Here is a 17,557-nt window from a genome sequence, read left to right on the forward strand (position 1 = left end):
AAACGATCGCTTGACTCGAAACACGTGGCCAAGCTTGCAAATGCGGCGCTAAAACCGGCAATAGGACCGGCTTGATCATGCAGGTGCCCGCGCTTTGGCGTCAAACGAGGACCGCGCCACCCTGGCCTGAGCCAGCGGACGCCAATGCCGCCGGTTGTCAAGTTTCTTCAACACTGATAGCGTCCCGGCCCAGCATCAACTGGAGCCTGTCATGACCGAATCCCTGCACGAGCACTATGCCCAGGTGGCCACCAGCCAGCCTGACAAGATGGACGCATTCTGGATGCCGTTCTCGGCCAATCGTCAGTTTAAGAAGAAGCCGCGTCTGCTCGCCTCAGCGAAGGGCATGTTCTACCGCTCGGTCGACGGCCGCGAAATTCTGGATGGCACCGGCGGGCTCTGGTGCTGCAATGCCGGTCACGGCCGCGATCGGATCACGGCCGCCGTGAGTCAGCAGATCGAAACCATGGACTTTGCGCCGACCTTCCAAATGGGTCATCCACTGCCCTTTCTGCTGGCCGAGCGCTTGGCGGCCATTGCGCCGGATCCATTGAAGCATGTGTTCTACACGAACTCCGGCTCCGAATCGGTCGATACGGCCCTGAAGATCGCCCTGGCCTACCATCGTGTGCGGGGTGAAGGGCAGCGCACGCGCATCATCGGGCGCGAGAAGGGTTACCACGGCGTCGGCTTTGGTGGCATTTCGGTTGGCGGGCTGCCCAACAACCGGAAGTTCTTCGGTCCACTGCTGCCGGGCGTCGACCACATGCGGCACACGCTGGATATCGCCCGTAACGGCTTCAGTAAAGGCTTGCCAGAACACGGAATCGAGCTTGCCGAGGACTTGGAACGCATTGCGCTGCTGCATGACCCGAGCACGATTGCCGCGGTCATTGTCGAACCGATCTCGGGCAGCGCCGGCGTGGTGCTTCCGCCCAAGGGCTACCTCGAACGGCTCCGCGAACTCTGCACCAAGCACGGCATCCTGCTGATCTTCGACGAAGTCATCACCGGCTTTGGTCGCGTCGGCAAAGCCTTTGCCGCGCAGCGGTTTGGCGTGACGCCAGACCTGATCACGTGCGCCAAAGGGTTGACGAACGGCTCGGTGCCGATGGGCGCCGTGTTCGCATCAAATGCCATCCACGATACGTTCATGAATGGCCCGGAAGGCGCAATCGAGCTGTTTCACGGCTACACCTACTCCGGACATCCGCTGGCCTGTGCGGCGGCGTTGGCAACGCTTGATGTCTACGCCGAAGAGAACTTGTTCGAGAAAGCCATCGAACTGGGTGACTATTGGGAACAGAAGATTCACGAACTGCGTGGGTTGCCGAATGTCATCGACATCCGCAATTTTGGCCTGATCGGCGCGATCGAACTGTCGTCACGACCTGGCGCCGTGGGCGCGCGCGCTTATGATGTGTTCACCACTTGCTTCCATGACAAGGACCTGCTCATCCGCGTCACCGGTGATGTGATTGCGCTGTCACCGCCTTTGATTCTCGAAAAGAACCATATCGATCGGATCTTCGGAATACTCGCCGAAGCCATTCGCGAAACTGCATAATCCGCGCCGCTTATTGCATCTGTAGCCCCGGGAGGCTGAAATGATCGTTGGTGTACCGAAGGAAATCAAAAACCATGAATACCGCATTGGTCTGACGCCGGCTGGCGCCCGCGAGTTGATCTCGCACGGCCACAGCGTGCTGGTACAACGAGACGGCGGCAAGGCCATTGGTCTCACCAACGAGCTCTACGAGCGCGCTGGTGCCGAGATCGTCGACACGGCTGAAGAGATCTTCAAACGCGCCGAGATGATCATCAAGGTCAAGGAACCACAGCCGGTCGAATACGCAATGCTGCGTGAAGGTCAGTTGCTGTACACGTACCTGCATCTTGCGCCCGATCCCGCACAGACCGAGGGTTTGATCAAATCCGGCTGCACCGCAATTGCCTATGAAACGGTAACCGATCGTAAGGGCGGCCTGCCTTTGCTCGCCCCCATGAGCGAAGTCGCTGGCCGTATGTCGATCCAAGCCGGTGCGCATGCGTTGGAGCGCGCGCAAGGCGGTTCGGGTGTGCTGCTCGGCGGCGTGCCCGGCGTCAAGCCGGCAGAAGTGCTGGTAATTGGCGGTGGCGTCGTCGGAATCAATGCCGCGCGCATGGCGATGGGCCTCAATGCCCGGGTGACGATCCTCGATCGCTCGCTCGATCGCCTGAAGTATCTGGACGAACTCTACGGCGACAAGATCACGACGCTCTACTCGACGATCGATACGATCGAAGACCTGCTGCCGATCACGGATCTGGTGATTGGCGCAGTGTTGATCCCCGGTGCGGCGGCGCCGAAACTCGTGTCGCGCAAACACCTTTCGATGATGCGCCCAGGCTCAGTACTGGTCGACGTCGCCATCGATCAGGGCGGCTGCTTTGAGACGAGCAAGCCGACGACCCATCAGAGCCCCACGTACGAAGTGGACGGCATCATCCACTATTGCGTCGCGAACATGCCGGGTGGTGTGGCCCGCACGTCAACGTTCGCGCTGACCAACGCCACGCTGCCCTTCGCGGTGCAATTGGCGAACAAGGGCAAACAGGCCATGCTCGACGACCCGCACCTGATGAACGGACTGAATGTGCACAAGGGTATGATCACATACGAAGCCGTGGCCAGAGACTTGAGTTACGACTATGTGCCCGCGGCGAAAGCCCTGACCTCCTGAGCCAACCTGACTGGGCGACCTGATCACAGGTCGCCCTTTTTGTATCTGCGATGAGCCAAGACCCACCCAGTTGGATGCCGGCGCGCATAGATCAGGCCTGGACGCGTGCCAGCCCTTACGGCACGCAGTCGGAACCGACGTTTTCCGGCACGCTCAGCTTTTTGCGCAGGCGTTACAGCAAAGATCTGACTGGCGTGGACGTGGCGGTTTTTGGTGTGCCGTTTGATCTCGCGACGACCAACCGCCCCGGTGCGCGCTTCGGGCCGCGCGCCATGCGTGAAGCGTCGGCATCACTGGCGTGGTGCCAACCTTACGCTTGGCCGTTCGATCCCCTCGATCGGCTGCATGTCATCGACTATGGCGATCTGCTGATCGACGCCGGCAAACCGGACACCATTCCCGCGCAAATCGAATCGCAAGTGGCGCCAATGCTCGCAGCTGGCGTGCTGCCCTTGGCATTGGGGGGCGATCATTTTGTGTCGCTGCCACTGTTGCGGGCCCTGGCCAAACATCATGGCGCGCTGTCGCTCGTCCACTTCGATGCGCATTCCGACACCTGGGCCGAGGCCGAGTTTCGGATTGATCACGGATCGATGTTCTATCACGCAGCACGCGAAGGGGTCGTTGCACCCCAGCGCTCCATCCAACTTGGCATGCGCACTCACCATGCCGAGACCCATGGGTATGAGGTCTGGCACAGCCCAATGTTGCATGAGCGCGGCATCGCCGAAGCCATCGCCGCCATCCATCAGCGCGTCGGCAATTCGCCTTGCTATGTGTCCGTTGATATCGATTTCCTGGATCCGGCCTACGCGCCTGGTACTGGAACACCCGTCTGCGGCGGCTTCAATACGCATCAGGCACTCAGTCTGATCCGCGGCCTCGCTGGGCTGAACGTGGTGGGCATGGATGTGGTCGAAGTTGCGCCCGCCTACGACCACGCGATGATCACCGCACTTGCAGGCGCCAGTATCGCGCAGGAGCTACTGGCGGTGGTCGCCAGTACGCGACCAGACCGGTAGGTCGGCGCGATTGGCAATCGAGCAGGCTCCAACCGGGCCGGCGCACACCGGCCCAATCGACAGCGCCATCGCCAGACCAATCACCAGGTGTAGCGAACCGTGTAGCGAACCTTGGCCTCGCCATCGGCTGCGATATTGAGCGGGAAATCAACCGTCGCCGCGTCCTTCTTGTCGTAAGTGCTGGAGCTCTGGGTGATGTTCCACTGGCTCCAGCGATACAGATACTCGCGTGCAACCACTTTGGTCGCGACCTGCTTTCGATTGCGGATGCTGATCTCGAACGTTTCTTCCAGCCACTTCTTGTCGGTGTCGATGCGGAAATCGACCTGCTTGCGCTCGCCAACCACATCGAAACTCTTGCCGAGCTTGATCCGCACATCTTCGTTGCGCGGTTTGTGCTTGATCAAGTCCTCGCCAATGAATTCCAGGCTCCCGTCTTTGGCCGCCTGGTTGACGCGCACGCGACCGGCCGGCAACGGAATGCCCATGCCGTTGGCTTCCTTGTTCTGGAACTCAAGATACGCGCCCACCTCGCCCTCGCGGGTGGCGTTATACCCTTGATCGGTCAGCGGACCCCACCAGCGGTAAGGCAATTCACTCGCCGTAAACACCAGTTCGCGCTTGCAAGTCGAACCGACGATCGCCGGGAACAACTCCAGCTGTTTGGTCGAGTTCTGCGGGAGATCGGTGCGGCGGCCAAGCTTGTACAGGTGATACTCGAACAGACTCTCCTCCTGGAACGTGTCGGCGGCGGCCGACGCAAGTTCCATGGTCTTCGCGCGCATCATGCCGACCATTGCCGGTTGCGGCGCGGCGGGTGCACGGTTGACCTCGCCTGCCACCAGTTTGAGTTCGGCTTCGGGGAAACTCGCGCCCGACTGGTTGACGATCGTCACCCAGGCCGACAAGTCCATTTTGCAGTTGTCCTCGGTGCCGCTCAGGATCACGTTGTAGTCGCTCCACCACGTCATGCCGGTGGTCTGATAGGACACCTGCGCGTCGTGCTTGCCACCGCGCTTCGCATCGACGAGCCAAACGAGTGTGGGTTTGGTGATCAGGCCGCCCGGCAGCGACGGAAACTGCACGTTGGCATAGTGCGTCAATGTCAGCACCTCGCCCGTTTCCTTCATCAGGATCAGCCCGTTGCTCGCCGACAGCAACGTGCCGGTGATCCGCTCCATCTTGTCGCCTTGGATCTGATCGACGCTGACCTTTTCGCCAATGTAGCGGTTCAGGAGCTTCTGACCATCGACCAGATCGAACTCGTAATTCTGTTCAATGACGCGGGTGCCAGCCGGGTCAGTAAGCGAGGCAAAGTTGACGGTGGTCGGATCAATCTGTGACGCGACATCGCTGAAGCGCAGTGCGCCGCGCCCCTGCTGCAGGCTCAATTCCCGGCGGTCGCGCACCAGAGCATAGCCGGGCAGCGACACGCCGTAGTTCTGCAGCGCCTGCGGGTTCATCTGGCCGGGTTGCGCCGAACTGTAAATGGTCAGCGAGTAGTCGGGATTGGCAGCCTGAGCGGTGGACATGGCCAGAGCAACTCCAAGTGCGGTAGCGAGGGGACGAAGGGTCTGAGACATCGAGCAACTCCATTTACAGGTTTGGGGGCTTCGATCAGCAACAGCGTGCGGCAATGATCTGATCTTGGCAGCTCAAACGGAAGACGCCGTGATCCGGGTCAAAGCCATTCAGCTTCTGTTGACGCGACACCGGAATGCAAAGCGCCCGGGCATGCCGGGCGCTCAGTCGACGAATCAAAGGAATTCGCTCAGAAGTCGCGATCACCCGACAACAGGCCGCCCAGACCGCCGAGCACCGAGCCCTCTTCCTTGCTGCCGCCACGCTGGTATGCCGCGGCGAACATGCGACCCGCCATCCGCGAAAACGGCAACGACTGCATCCACACATGGCCTGGGCCGGTCATCTGAGCCAGAAACACGCCTTCGCCGCCGAACAGCATCGACTTGACGCCACCCACAGGCACCACGTCGAACTGCACGGACGAGGTCAGCGCGACCACGCAACCGGTGTCGACTTCAATGCGCTCGCCTGCCGCAAGCTCCCGTTCAACCACGCAGCCACCGGCATGCACGAAGACGAGGCCGTCGCCCTCCAGCTTTTGCATGATGAAGCCCTCGCCACCAAATAGGGCAGTCATGACCTTCTTCTGGAAGAACAAACCGATCGACACACCGCGCGCAGCGCACAGGAATGAGTCTTTCTGGCAAATGATCTGCCCATGATAGTTGCTGAGTGGTAGCGCCAGAATCGTGCCCGGATAAGGTGCCGCAAACGCCACCCGCGCCTTGCCGTTGCCGCCATGGGTGAACACGGTCGTGAACAGGCTTTCACCCGTGATCAGCCGCTTGCCCGCCGACATCAGCTTGCCCATCAGGCCACTGCTCTGACTCTGCGCCGACGCATCGCCGAACACCGTCTCCATGCGGATCGACGTGTCCTTGTACATCATCGATCCCGCCTCGGCGACCGCGCTCTCGCCCGGGTCGAGCTCGATTTCGACGAACTGCATTTCATGGCCGACGATCTTGTAGTCGATCACGTCCGCCAGCGAACGCCCACCCGCCGCTGGTGGGGCCGGCACACTCAACGACCCGGGACTCAGTTCGGCGATCCGGTTGATGGGCAGCCATTCCGCGAAGCCTTGGCGCCACGCAAATCCGTTCGGATTCTGCTGCGCCTGCTGCACCGCAGCGGCTTGATCAAGCGGGCCAATCTGCTGACCGTTGTAACTGAGATACCACTGCGACATGAACGACTCCTAAGTTCTTGAAAGCGAATGAGAGACGAAGAAAGGTATCAGACTGGCTGCAAGGCTTCGTGGATCGCCAATCGACGTGCGTCGTCCATGCCGAGCTTTTGGCCCAACTGCCGAAGGAACGCGCGCTCGGCCTCGGTGTCGGCGTCCATTGCAAGGAGCGCGGCAGCATAGACTTCGTCAACTTGGTCCGGACGCGTCTGCGCGGCGATCTGGTCGAGACTGATGGGCTGATTGAGCGCGCCCTTCAAGAAGAAGCACGTCGCGGTATCGAGTCCGGAGCTCTCGGCGCGCGCCAAAATCCGCTGTTGCTCGCTGGCATCAACCCGACCATCAGCGTGTGCCGCTGCGATCATGGTCTGCACCAGCAGCACTGCCTCCTGCTCGGCGTCGTTCAATCGGGTCAAATCGACTGCGGCCGGTGGTGGCGGCGGCATGGCTGCCGGGCTGCTCGGGATCAGCGAAGCCGGTGCGGGCGGCAAAGCCCTGGGTCCGGGCTGAATCGGCATCGGTGCCGATCCGGTCGGCTGCCGCGATCGCTGTTGGAAATGCTCATAGGCAGCCATCGCGACCCCCAATGCGCCTAAGCCCAACGCCGCTTTGCCGCCGAGGTTGCCGGTGCGGAACACAGATTTCTTCTTGCGTGAACGGCCACCAAACATGCCGCCCAGCGCGTCGCCCACCATCCCTGCCAGCAACTTCTCGGGATCAAACACGAGTTGGTCTCCTTGGATCGTTCGGTCGTTTTGTCGGCAAATCCGCCATTTTCAAGCATGACTTTCGGGCTAGGAACCCGCCTGAATGCCACCGGCGTTGTGGCCGGTTGCCGCGCAATGTGCCCGGTGCGCGCGCCACTTGCCAGCGCGGTGATGCGTGAAAGACCAAGCCAGCGACCGCCGATTGGCCGACATTCGCGCGCCAAGGCCGGTGAACAAACGCAGATCCGCCAGAGCTGGGGCTTGTTGCGCGGGCTCTCGCAAGGCATCATAGACGACGCAGTTTCCGGGCTTTCTTCCTTTCACCGTCTGATTTCGAGCGCATCCAGCAGATTCCGACATGGCCGATAATCAGGGCGTACTACCCCGTGGTCCGGGGAAAATCTGGCGTGCGTTCATGTGGTCCTGCAAGGGGCTGGCGATCGCCTTCAAGATTGAGAGCTCCTTTCGCCTCGAAGTCTACTGTCTGATCGTGCTCGGCCCACTGGCGCTCTGGCTCGGCCAGACGCCGCTCGAAAAGGCGCTGCTGGTCGGATGCCTGTTCTTGGTGCTCGCCGCCGAGTTGCTGAATTCGGCAATCGAACAGGTCGTCGACAGGATCAGTCCGGAATTCGCCATCTTTGCAGGCCGCGCCAAGGATATGGGCTCGGCGGCAGTGTTTTTGACCATGCTGAACGTGCTCGCCATCTGGGGTGCAGTGCTTTGGCCCAGGCTGATGAGTTGACGCGTGGAGATTCTGTTTTCCCCTGAGGCATTACTTGCCCTATTGACGCTGGCCACACTGGAAATTGTGCTCGGTGTCGACAATTTGGTGTTCATTTCGATTGCAGTGTCCCGCCTGCCTCACGAGCAGCGCTCTTCGGCTCGGCGGTTTGGCTTGGCGCTCGCCTGCCTGACGCGTTTGGGCTTGCTGTTCACGCTGTCGTGGCTCGCATCGCTGACCACGCCCGTCCTGACGATCGCCAATCTGCCCTTGTCAGTTCGGGACTTGGTCTTGATCGGTGGCGGCTTGTTCCTGCTGGTCAAGGGCGGCATGGAAATCTGGTCTGGAATTACCGAAGACAGCGATGGCGAAGCCAGTGGTCGCGCGCCGAACGCATTCATGCTGGTAATCATCCAGATTGCCATCATCGACATCGTGTTCTCGCTCGATAGCGTCATCACCGCCGTGGGTCTGGTCAACCAAGTCCCGATCATGGCCACCGCCATCATTGCTGCCGTGCTGGTCATGATGCTCGCGGCCGACATAGTCGGCGAGTTCATCGACTCGCACCCCACCATCAAGATGCTGGCCCTCGCGTTCATTGTGCTGGTGGGTGTGGCTTTGATTGCCGACGGCCTGCATCACGAGATTCCACGCGGCTACTTGTATGGCGCGATGGCATTCTCGGCACTGGTCGAAGCCCTGAACCTGTTCGCGAAATCCAGAAAGGCAAAACGCGACGCGGCGCGCGCCGCGACGGCGGACAACAGTGCTGGCTGATTGACTGGTCAGCGCGAATAGTGCCAGTTCAAGCCGATAACGGGCTGCATGCGGCAGTTACCAACCGATCCAAGCGCTTTTGATAGGCGCGCTGGATGTCGCGTGCCAAGCCGCACACAGGACGCTAGCTCATTGGAGCCCGAAATAGGCGAAGTTCAACCGTCGGTCAGGACTTTGCGACGCGCGCGATCTGTCGGCGCCACCAGTTGAGGCACGCCGGCACGGCATCGATCGCCGGTCGCTCGACAAACCGATAGCTGAACACACATAGCGTCACGAGGACCGGTGTCAACAGGACAAGCGCCAACCAGTGCTCGCTCAAGCTGAACGTGCTCGCCCAAGAGGTGCCGAGGACCAGCCAGAACCACACGCAAAGCGTTAGCCCATGCAGCAGGTACATGCTGTAGCTCACGGTGCCCAAGACCTCGGCACTGTGCCGGCGGAGGAGTCCGAACAAATCCGCGCCAAGGGCAATCGGCACAAAGGCGATCGTCAGCAGCAGATTCGGCCACCACGAGAACGAACCGGGGAACACGCTGACGGTGGCCGCCATGGCGCAAAGACTGATCAACGATGCCCAATTGGGATGCGCCGCGACCAGGCGCGCGACGCGACCGCCACGCAGCCAAGCCGCGATGAACCCGCCGACAAAGGACAAGAGCCCGATCCAGGGCCAGCCAAACGAAAACCAGATCAGAATGCCGAATGCCACCAGCCATAGCGGCGTTCGATAGCCATGCAATATGGCGAGAACCGGTAACGTCAGATAGAAATACCACTCATAGACGAGCGTCCAAGTTACGCCGGCGACATAGAACTTGGTGTTCGCATCACCATTGATGGGCGGATCGCTCCGCAGCGTGAAAAACAACCAGTGCCCGGCCTCTCTGGCCAATTGCGACCATGGCTCACGACGCACGCCCGCACTGATCACTGCCATGAGAACGAACAACAGCACCACGGCGAGCAAGTAGGCGGGCACCAGGCGCAGTACGCGCGACAGGAACAGCCGGGTCCAGTCCATCGGCCGAATGTGGCTGTCCAGAACCTTGCCGTAAAACAAGAACGCCGTGATCATGAAGAACAGCACCACCGCTGCCTGACCAATCTGGGTGTAAAAGCGGGACGGCGGCTCCTGCCAATGCCCGGTCTTCAGGAACGCATGCCAGATCATCGCGTGGCAAATGAACACGCCAACCGCCAGGTAACCGCGAAAAGCGTCGAGCATGCCGTTCGGAATGCCCGGCAGTGGTGGTGGCATGAAGCGGGCCAGCAGCCGTGCCGATGCCATTGCGACCAACATGATCAAAACGTACGGGAGCAAATTCCCTGGGGCAATTTCGGGCATGAACAAGATGACCAGCGCGCGAGGCGTAGGCAGGCGACTGTAGCGGTTCGGGGCGACGCTTGGTATCCGCGTGAACGCGATGTGTGTTGCACATGCCGAAAGTTTTGATAGCAATTCGCAAAAGCCCCACTAAAATCAGGGCAATGGCCATTGTCTTGCTCGCCGTCATACTCGCCCTCACGCTCAGCCACGCCGTCCCCGCGCTGGCTCACTTGCGTCAGTTCGGCTGGTTTGACGCCTATCTCAGCGGCCGTTTCAATCCGTTTTTCAATGCCAACGCCTGGTCCGGCCCGTTCGGATCGGTGTTTTCACTTGGTGTACCGGTGTTGCTATGCGGCCTGGTGCAGTGGCTGGTACAGGATTGGGGCTGGGGTCTGCCAGAGTTTCTGTTTTCAGTCCTGGTGCTGTTCTGGTGCTGGGGCCCAAGAGATTTGGACCAGGACGTGGATCACTTGATGCACGCGGGGAGTCGCGAGGAACGCACGGCTGCGCTGCAACTGCTTCCGGAAGAGCCGCCAAGCCCGTCCCTGCCGCTCGAATGTCAGACGATCGTCGATCAGGTCTTTTTGGCTGCCCTGCGCCGCTGGTTCGGGGTGCTGTTCTGGTTTCTGCTGATGGGTCCGATCGGCGCCCTGCTCTACCGATTGGCCAAGACTGCCAGCGAACGCGCCATGCCGCGGGCGAGTCTCGGTCAGGCCCACGCCCAGGGCATGGACAAGGTGGTCGCACTGCTCGACTGGCCGGCCGCGCAACTGATGACATTCGGTTTGGCACTGGCTGCCGATTTCGATGCCGCCATCAATGCGTGGCGCGAGTTTCACATCAGCAATCGGCAAGGCTGGTTTGTCGCTGGCAGTGGCTTCATGTTGGCGGCAGCCCGGGCGAGTGTCGACGCCGAAGACGAAGCACTGCGAGCCGAGGACGAAACGCTCGAGCGCAAGTCCACGCTGCTGTCACTGCAAGAGGCGATGGCGCTGGTCTGGCGCGTCTTGATTCTTTGGTTGGCGATCCTGGCTTTGCTGGTTCTGGCGGGTTGGATCAGCTAGCCGCTTTGGCTCGCCGCGCCCCTGCTCGGCTTTAACGCTTGTAGTAAGGCCGATGCCCCGTGGCGTGGTCGGTGACATCACGGACCCCTTTGACCTCTGGGATCTGCGCCATCAATGTGCGCTCGACGCCATGTTTGACCGTGGACTCGACCTGGCTGCACCCATGGCAGCCGCCGCCGAACTGCAGGACCACGATCCCATCAGCGGTAAACTCGACCAGCGAGCACCGACCACCGTGCGACGCCAACCCCGTGTTGATTTCGGTTTCGAGGATGTAGCGGATGCGCTCCTCGGGACTGGCATCCGGTCCCGGCACGTTGCCCTTGATTTTCGGTGCCTTGATCGTCAGCTGACCACTGCCGAGCGTCGGCGACTGAAAATCGATTTGCGCGCTGTCCAGAAACGGCACGCTGGCCCGGTCAACGTAGATCGAAAAGTCATCACATTCGATCTGCCATTCATCGCCGAGCAGATCGCTAGGTTCGCAGAACTCCAGGCGACAATCTGCCTTGGCCGTACCCGGGGCAACCGCAGACAAGCGCACACCGAGACCATCAATGTCCTGCTGGGCAATGATCTTGCGAAAATGCGCGATGGCCGCCTTTGAAATGTTCAGCATGTCTGCTCCGTAGCCTTGGGCCACTCTACTTCATCAAATTCAGAAAATCCGGGCTGACGACGAGGCGCACGGCGTCGAGTCGCAGCCTGGCCGCCGGAATCACCTCGTGCAACTCGGCGCGTTCGGACTGGGCGTCCGCAATTTCCTGCGGCTTGACGTTGGGGTTGATCTGGGCGAGTGCCGTGAGTCGTGCAATCTCGGCGTCGAGCTCGGTATCAGCAGCAAGCATCGCCGCCTCCGTCTCGCGGCGCCCGAGTCGCTCGGCGACACCGGTGGCGCCCTTCAACATCGGGGGCACCAGCTGGCTCAATACTTTGCGGAGTTTTGCCGGATCGAGTTGCAGGTCGCCGGCTCGGCGCGCTGCCTCCTCCGAGGCCTGATAATCGGCGTGTTCCTTCAGCCGGGAATCGATAATGACGCGCACCGGCAGCGGCGGCAGGAAGCGATCGACGTGCAACTCAGGCGGCGCCAGGCACTCCAGCACAAATACGGTGTCGAGGTACGCACTGCGAAGCGGCAGGTCTGGATCGACCAGGAACGTCGCGTTCCCGGTTTCGGCACTCAGCAACAGGTCGAGCGCCGACTGCACCATGGGGTGATCAAGCCGCAGGAACAGCAAATCATCCCGGCTCAACGCAACGGAACGGTCGAAGGTCGCCTGGCGTGGGCCGTTCTCAAAGCCTGGAAACGCTTCAGTATTGAGGTATTCGGGGTCGAGCACCACGGTGCGCTCGGACAGTTCCTCGTTCTCGATTCCAAACTGCTCGAACAACTTGAGGATGAAATCGTCCTGCGTTCGATCCAGATCAGCACCGGCCATGGCGCGCCGCAGCCGCTCTTCTGGCGCCGCGCGCTGCGTGGCGAGTTCCAGCAGCCGATCGCGGCCATCTTGAATCGCGGCAGCGAGTTCCTCATGCGCAGCCTGCGTGCGGCCAATCAGGTCGTCCAACTGGTCGGATGCGTCGGTCTGGCCCAGTGCAAACGCGCGCGCCGCATCGATCAACTCGGCACCAAACCGGCGATAGAGCTCACGCCCGTCTTGGGGCGAGGTTCGGAACGCATCCAACCCCTGGTCGTACCACCGCGCGAGCGCCGCCTGAGCGCTGTCGGCGAAGCAGGCGAAATGAATGTTGACATCACCCTTCTGACCAATGCGATCCAGGCGGCCAATACGCTGTTCGAGCTGATCTGGGTCGATCGGCAGATCCCACAGCACCAAATGGTGGGCGAACTGAAAATTCCGGCCCTCAGAACCAATCTCGGCGCACAGCAATACGCGTGCGCCGTCAGCCTGTTGGAAGAACGCAGCATTGCGATCGCGCTGGACGATGCTCATGCCCTCATGGAACCGCGCCACGCCCACGCCACTGCGCAGACGGAGCGCCTCTTCCAACGCCAACACTTTGGCTTGCGAGCGGCATATGACCAGGAATTTCTCCTGCGGTAATGACTCCAGCAGTTGCACGAGCCAGTCGAGCCGCGGGTCCTTGCTGTAGTTCAAGGGCAACGCGTGCGCATGAACATCGACGTCGCTCAAGAATTCGGCCAGCAACTGGCCGCGCAACGCGTCATCTTCGGCCGGAGCGGGTAGCGTGTCGATCTCGGGCACACGTGCTGGAAAGCCGCCGACAATCGCGCGGCGATTGCGGAACATCACCCGACCGGTGCCGTGACGATCTATCAATTCACCGAGCAATTCGTCGCGGCTTGCGGACACCATGCGTTCCTTGCCGACCAGACCATGCAACTGATGGCGGTCCTCGCCTTCCAGCTCCCGACCATCGGCAATCTTCGCGGCCAGCTTCGAGCGCTGCGCGTAAAGCGTGGTTTCCTGCTGGAACTTCTCGAGATCGTGATACCGCGCGGGATCGAGGAGCCGCAGACGGGCAAAATGGCCACTGCGACCGAGTTGTTCGGGCGTGGCGGTCAGCAGCACGACGCCAGCAACCCGCTTGGCCAGCGCCTCCACGAGCACATATTCAGGGCTCTCTGACTCCGGCGACCACGCGAGGTGATGCGCCTCGTCGACGACCAGCAAGTCCCATTCGCCCTGCACCACCATTTTGGCGCGCTCGGGCGAGCTGACCAGGAACTCGGTGTCCGTGATGACCAATTGCTCATCTTTGAACGGATTCCGGCCATCACCAGCCGCTTCAATGGCCTCCACCCGCTCCTCATCGAAGATCGAGAAGCTGAGATTGAACCGCCGCAGCATTTCGACGAACCACTGATAAACGAGTGGCTCCGGCACCAGGACGAGCACGCGGCTCGCCCGCGCCGTGGCCAGCTGGCGGGCGACGATCATGCCAGCCTCGATCGTTTTGCCGAGGCCGACCTCATCGGCCAGCAGCACCCTGGGCGGGCGTCGATCGCCCGCAATTTCCGCCACCCGAAGCTGATGCGGGATCAGATCGACGCGGGCAGACTCCAGGCCGAATGCACGGCTCCGGCGGGCTTCAGCACGCCGCTTCAAGGCCTCCACTCGAAACTCGAACTGATCATTGCGATCGACCCGGCCTTGGGCGAGGCGGTCTTCTGCCTTCGACACATTCTGCAGGTCATCGAGTTCGGATTCCGACCACTCGGTCGCACCGCCCCGGTAAAACAGAATGCCGTCCCGTTCGTCGACCTGATCGACCTGCAAGACCCGGCCGTGCGCGTTAATGCGATCCCCCGGTCGGAAGCTGACCCGCGTCAGCGGCGCCGATTGCAGCGCGTATTGCCGAAGTGTGCCGCTCCGCGCGAACAAGACCTGCAGCATGCGGCCGTCGAGGCGGAGAATGGTACCCAAGCCCAATTCCGGTTCGGCATTGGAGAGATAACGTTGACCAGGAACAAGTTTTTGCATCCTGACATTATCGCCCATCAGGGCCGGAAACTCATCTGTCAGAGTGCGGGCAAGATGCAAGACATTCTGACTTTGTCGCCGTCCGCCGCATGGATCGCCTGCGCCGGCGGCATGGCGCCGCACAGCGGGGCCTGAATCAGCCCAGCCCGTACGCTCAAACGCGCATGGCCTCTCACCTGGCTCAGCGTGCCCCGCGCGATATCGCCGGCAAGCGCCATTCGGTCGAACCGGTTGTCGGCCCCAAGGCATGAACTAATGGCATGTGAAAGCCGAACCGTTCCGGATACAGTGAGTCCGTCACAACAGACGAAAACCCTGCCAAAGTCCGGAAATCGGCCGGGGGACGGATCAGCAAGCAGACATTTCTCGTCATGTCCTGTCACAGGATTTTCGCAATTTGCAGGTGGAGCTTGCCCAAACTTTGGCCTATGATCCGGGCATGTCTCAGACTCAGTCGCTCTCCATCCTTTTTGCCGATGTCAGTGGCAGCACCAAGCTGTTCGAGCTGCGTGGCGACGTCGAAGCCCGCCGCCTGATTTCGGCGGTCCTGGATGCCCTGAGTGGCATTGCAGGCCGTCACGGGGGCAAGGTCATCAAGACCATCGGCGACGAGATCATGTGTACGTTCCCTGGTGCCCTGAACGGGGTGCTGGCGGCCGTCGACATGCAAAAGCGCATGGCGCACGACCCGTTGTTTGTCAAAGAGAACCTGGCGATCCGAGTGGGCTTGCACCACGGGGAGACGCTGGTTGAGGCGAATGATGTGTTTGGCGATGCGGTCAATACGGCCGCCCGGATGGGCTCCACCGCCAAACGCGAACAAATTGTAACAACCGCCAGCACCGTCCGCGGGCTGACCAACTCCGGGTCCATCAAGACGCGGTCGCTTGGCGCCATACGCGTGTCCGGCAAACTCGATCCGATCGAAATCGTCGACGTCATCTGGCAGGAAGACCTGTCGAATGTCACGACCGTACAGCGTGCCATCCGCCTCGACGACATTCCAGGTTCTGGCGCCAAGCTCAGCATCCGCTATCGGGGCCGGGTCATCGAGATTTCCGCCACCTCACAGCCATGCACGCTCGGCCGCGATGCCAATTCGACGATTGTGGTCGACAACGAATGGGTCTCGCGCAACCACGCCACGATCGAATACAAGCGCGGCTATTTCACGATCACCGATCGCAGCACCAACGGTACGTTCGTCCGCATTGGCGATGACGACGAAATGCGGCTGCATCGTGACGAAATCCATTTTCGCAAGGCTGGCACGATCTCGCTGGGCCAGTCGGTTTCCAACAATACCGACAACGTGCTGTACTTTCAGTGCAGCTGAGTGTCCTAAACCGGTGATCAAGAACCATGGCTGATCGGCAGCTCTGGTGGGAAAAGCTGTTGTCGCATTGGCAACGTCTTGCAGACATTCGAACCGCCCAACTGTTTCAGGAGCACGCGGATCGACCCGGTTCGCTGAGTGCCGAAGCGGCCGGTGTCCGGCTGGACTTCAGCAAGCACAAGATTGATCAGGCTGCCCTGTCCGAACTGCTCGCCTTGGCCACAGACGCTGGCCTGTGCGAACGCATTGAGGCGCTGTTTGCCGGCGAACTGGTCAACCAGAGCGAGCAGCGGCCAGCGATGCACATGGCATTGCGCGCCCGGATTGATCAAGAGGCGTTGGCGCCCGCATTTCGCGATGCCGCGACGCTCGCGCAAGCCACGCTTCTGCAATGTCGCGCGCTCGTTGAGCAGATCCGCGGTCGTTTCGGCGCCGACGGATTCGACGTGATTCACGTTGGCATCGGCGGCTCCGAGCTCGGTCCAAAACTGTGCCTCGAAGCCCTGCGCGCCCCGCGCGAACCACAAACCGTGCGCGTGCACTACGTCAGCAACGTGGACGCGCACCCGGTCGATCATCTGTTGGCCAATCTGAAGCCCGAACGAACCCTCGTCTGCCTGGTTTCGAAAAGCTTTGGTACGCAGGAGACCTTGGCAAACGGGCGTATTTTGCAGGCGTGGCTGCAGCAACACCTGGGGGTCGAGCGCGGCAATCAGCATCTGTTTGCCATTACGGCCAATCCCCGTCGGGCCGAGGCGTTTGGCATCAGCGCCGACCAGATTCTGCCGATGTGGGACTGGGTGGGTGGACGCTATTCGGTGTGGAGTGCCGTGAGCCTGTCGACGATGTTGGCACTGGGCTTTGAGCGCTTTGCCGAATTTCTTCGTGGCGCGGCGGCCATGGATACGCATTTCCGCACCGCACCGCTTCGGCAGAACGTGCCGGTGCTGATGGCTTTAGTGGGCATCTGGACGCGCAATGTCCAAGGGCTGCCAGGGCATTGTGTCGTACCGTATGACGACCGGCTGCGTTATCTGCCGGCCTTTCTGCAGCAACTCGAAATGGAAAGCAACGGCAAGTCGGTCTCGCCGGCCGGCCAGGCGTTACTGCACCCGACCGTTCCCATCCTGTGGGGTGGTGTTGGTTCGACCACGCAACATGCTTTCTTCCAGGCCTTGCATCAGGGCGAGCTTGCAAACGTGGTTGAGTTTGTCGCGGCGATCAAGCCGGCCCACGCGCATGCCGACAGTCATCGCGCGCTGCTGGCCAACATGCTGGCGCAGTCTGCCGCGTTGATGCATGGTCGGATCACGAATGACGCCGACCCGGCCCTGGCCGCGCAGCGCGAATGCCCGGGCGACCGACCGAGCACCACGATCCTGCTTCCAGAACTGACGCCGTTCACGCTTGGCGCGCTGCTGGCGGCCTATGAGCACAAGGTCTACGTGCAGGCGGTGATCTGGGGCAATAACGCGTTCGACCAATGGGGTGTAGAACTCGGCAAGCAATTGGCCGACGACATTTTGCCGGTGCTGGCGGGTCAGGCCGACGGTTCGCACTTAGACGCCTCAACAGCGCAGATGATCGCCCGGATTCGCGAAACGCTGGGCTGAATCGCGCAAGCGTTTGTCGCCGCG

The 17,557-nt window shown here is 61.1% G+C and carries 14 protein-coding genes; 8 read left to right on the forward strand and 6 right to left on the reverse strand.

All coding sequences use genetic code 11. The features are described from left to right. The first annotated feature begins 199 nt into the window (after nt 1–199). The 3 genes from aptA to speB are packed head-to-tail and all read left to right on the forward strand — an operon-like array spanning nt 200 to nt 3,745. Complete coding sequence (aptA, locus tag C7S18_RS09065) at nt 200–1,567, forward strand: omega-aminotransferase AptA (RefSeq protein ID WP_425481101.1); 1,368 nt, start codon at nt 200–202, stop codon at nt 1,565–1,567. Nucleotides 1,568–1,607: 40 nt separating this feature from the next. Continuing rightward, nucleotides 1,608–2,723, forward strand: coding sequence for an alanine dehydrogenase (ald, locus tag C7S18_RS09070; protein WP_106891256.1), 1,116 nt, complete (start codon nt 1,608–1,610; stop codon nt 2,721–2,723). 50 nt (nt 2,724–2,773) lie between these two features. Beyond that, nucleotides 2,774–3,745, forward strand: coding sequence for an agmatinase (speB, locus tag C7S18_RS09075; protein ID WP_206208001.1), 972 nt, complete (start codon nt 2,774–2,776; stop codon nt 3,743–3,745). A gap of 80 nt (nt 3,746–3,825) precedes the next feature. On the opposite strand, the gene C7S18_RS09080 is transcribed toward speB, so the two are convergent. From C7S18_RS09080 to C7S18_RS09090, 3 genes are all read right to left on the reverse strand, one after another. After that, nucleotides 3,826–5,277 (reverse strand): DUF4139 domain-containing protein, encoded by a 1,452-nt coding sequence (locus C7S18_RS09080; protein WP_106891257.1) that lies wholly within the window; start codon nt 5,275–5,277, stop codon nt 3,826–3,828. Nucleotides 5,278–5,516: 239 nt separating this feature from the next. Next, entirely contained in the window at nt 5,517–6,518 is a 1,002-nt protein-coding gene (locus tag C7S18_RS09085) for a TIGR00266 family protein (RefSeq protein ID WP_106891258.1), read from the reverse strand. A gap of 47 nt (nt 6,519–6,565) precedes the next feature. Next, nucleotides 6,566–7,240 carry a tellurite resistance TerB family protein gene (locus C7S18_RS09090; RefSeq protein ID WP_106891259.1) on the reverse strand — a complete coding sequence of 225 codons (675 nt, stop codon included), beginning with the start codon at nt 7,238–7,240 and terminating at the stop codon, nt 6,566–6,568. Between the two features lie 340 nt (nt 7,241–7,580). On the opposite strand from C7S18_RS09090, the gene C7S18_RS09100 reads away from it, so the two are divergent. Together C7S18_RS09100 and C7S18_RS09105 are read left to right on the forward strand one after the other, a co-directional pair. Continuing rightward, nucleotides 7,581–7,964 carry a diacylglycerol kinase gene (locus tag C7S18_RS09100; RefSeq protein ID WP_106891261.1) on the forward strand — a complete coding sequence of 128 codons (384 nt, stop codon included), beginning with the start codon at nt 7,581–7,583 and terminating at the stop codon, nt 7,962–7,964. A 3-nt stretch (nt 7,965–7,967) separates the two neighbouring features. Then, complete coding sequence (locus C7S18_RS09105; RefSeq protein WP_106891262.1) at nt 7,968–8,723, forward strand: TerC family protein; 756 nt, start codon at nt 7,968–7,970, stop codon at nt 8,721–8,723. Nucleotides 8,724–8,889: 166 nt separating this feature from the next. Here the strand turns inward: C7S18_RS09105 and C7S18_RS09110 are convergent, their stop codons facing one another. Then, nucleotides 8,890–10,026: an acyltransferase family protein gene (locus C7S18_RS09110; RefSeq protein WP_170113191.1), complete on the reverse strand. Its 1,137-nt coding sequence runs from the start codon at nt 10,024–10,026 to the stop codon at nt 8,890–8,892. Between the two features lie 188 nt (nt 10,027–10,214). Between C7S18_RS09110 and ampE the strand changes: the two genes are divergently transcribed. Beyond that, a complete protein-coding gene (gene ampE / locus C7S18_RS09115) occupies nt 10,215–11,117 on the forward strand; it encodes a regulatory signaling modulator protein AmpE (RefSeq protein WP_106891264.1) in 903 nt (300 codons plus the stop codon). Nucleotides 11,118–11,148: 31 nt separating this feature from the next. Here ampE and C7S18_RS09120 read toward each other — a convergent pair whose 3' ends face one another. Together C7S18_RS09120 and rapA are read right to left on the reverse strand one after the other, a co-directional pair. Next, on the reverse strand, nt 11,149–11,736 hold the full coding sequence (locus C7S18_RS09120) for an NfuA family Fe-S biogenesis protein (RefSeq protein WP_106891265.1): 588 nt from the start codon (nt 11,734–11,736) through the stop codon (nt 11,149–11,151). Nucleotides 11,737–11,761: 25 nt separating this feature from the next. Beyond that, nucleotides 11,762–14,527 carry an RNA polymerase-associated protein RapA gene (gene rapA / locus C7S18_RS09125; RefSeq protein WP_338022142.1) on the reverse strand — a complete coding sequence of 922 codons (2,766 nt, stop codon included), beginning with the start codon at nt 14,525–14,527 and terminating at the stop codon, nt 11,762–11,764. A gap of 496 nt (nt 14,528–15,023) precedes the next feature. Here rapA and C7S18_RS09135 point away from each other — a divergent pair, with 496 nt between their 5' ends. Together C7S18_RS09135 and pgi are read left to right on the forward strand one after the other, a co-directional pair. Continuing rightward, nucleotides 15,024–15,920 (forward strand): adenylate/guanylate cyclase domain-containing protein, encoded by an 897-nt coding sequence (locus tag C7S18_RS09135; protein WP_146151840.1) that lies wholly within the window; start codon nt 15,024–15,026, stop codon nt 15,918–15,920. Nucleotides 15,921–15,946: 26 nt separating this feature from the next. Then, nucleotides 15,947–17,533, forward strand: coding sequence for a glucose-6-phosphate isomerase (gene pgi, locus C7S18_RS09140; protein WP_106891269.1), 1,587 nt, complete (start codon nt 15,947–15,949; stop codon nt 17,531–17,533). Nucleotides 17,534–17,557: the final 24 nt, after the last annotated feature.

Origin of the sequence: Ahniella affigens, assembly GCF_003015185.1 — a bacterium.
In the GTDB taxonomy this organism is placed as follows: Bacteria; Pseudomonadota; Gammaproteobacteria; order Xanthomonadales; family Ahniellaceae; genus Ahniella; species Ahniella affigens.

What these genes read in the sequence shown, in the direction of transcription:
- C7S18_RS09110 (WP_170113191.1), bottom strand. Translation starts at nt 10,026, where the DNA reads ATGTTGGTCGCAATGGCATCGGCACGGCTGCTGGCCCGCTTCATGCCA.
- pgi (WP_106891269.1), top strand. Translation starts at nt 15,947, where the DNA reads ATGGCTGATCGGCAGCTCTGGTGGGAAAAGCTGTTGTCGCATTGGCAA.
- C7S18_RS09085 (WP_106891258.1), bottom strand. Translation starts at nt 6,518, where the DNA reads ATGTCGCAGTGGTATCTCAGTTACAACGGTCAGCAGATTGGCCCGCTT.
- C7S18_RS09100 (WP_106891261.1), top strand. Translation starts at nt 7,581, where the DNA reads ATGGCCGATAATCAGGGCGTACTACCCCGTGGTCCGGGGAAAATCTGG.
- C7S18_RS09120 (WP_106891265.1), bottom strand. Translation starts at nt 11,736, where the DNA reads ATGCTGAACATTTCAAAGGCGGCCATCGCGCATTTTCGCAAGATCATT.
- C7S18_RS09080 (WP_106891257.1), bottom strand. Translation starts at nt 5,277, where the DNA reads ATGTCCACCGCTCAGGCTGCCAATCCCGACTACTCGCTGACCATTTAC.
- ald (WP_106891256.1), top strand. Translation starts at nt 1,608, where the DNA reads ATGATCGTTGGTGTACCGAAGGAAATCAAAAACCATGAATACCGCATT.
- speB (WP_206208001.1), top strand. Translation starts at nt 2,774, where the DNA reads ATGAGCCAAGACCCACCCAGTTGGATGCCGGCGCGCATAGATCAGGCC.
- C7S18_RS09135 (WP_146151840.1), top strand. Translation starts at nt 15,024, where the DNA reads ATGTCTCAGACTCAGTCGCTCTCCATCCTTTTTGCCGATGTCAGTGGC.
- ampE (WP_106891264.1), top strand. Translation starts at nt 10,215, where the DNA reads ATGGCCATTGTCTTGCTCGCCGTCATACTCGCCCTCACGCTCAGCCAC.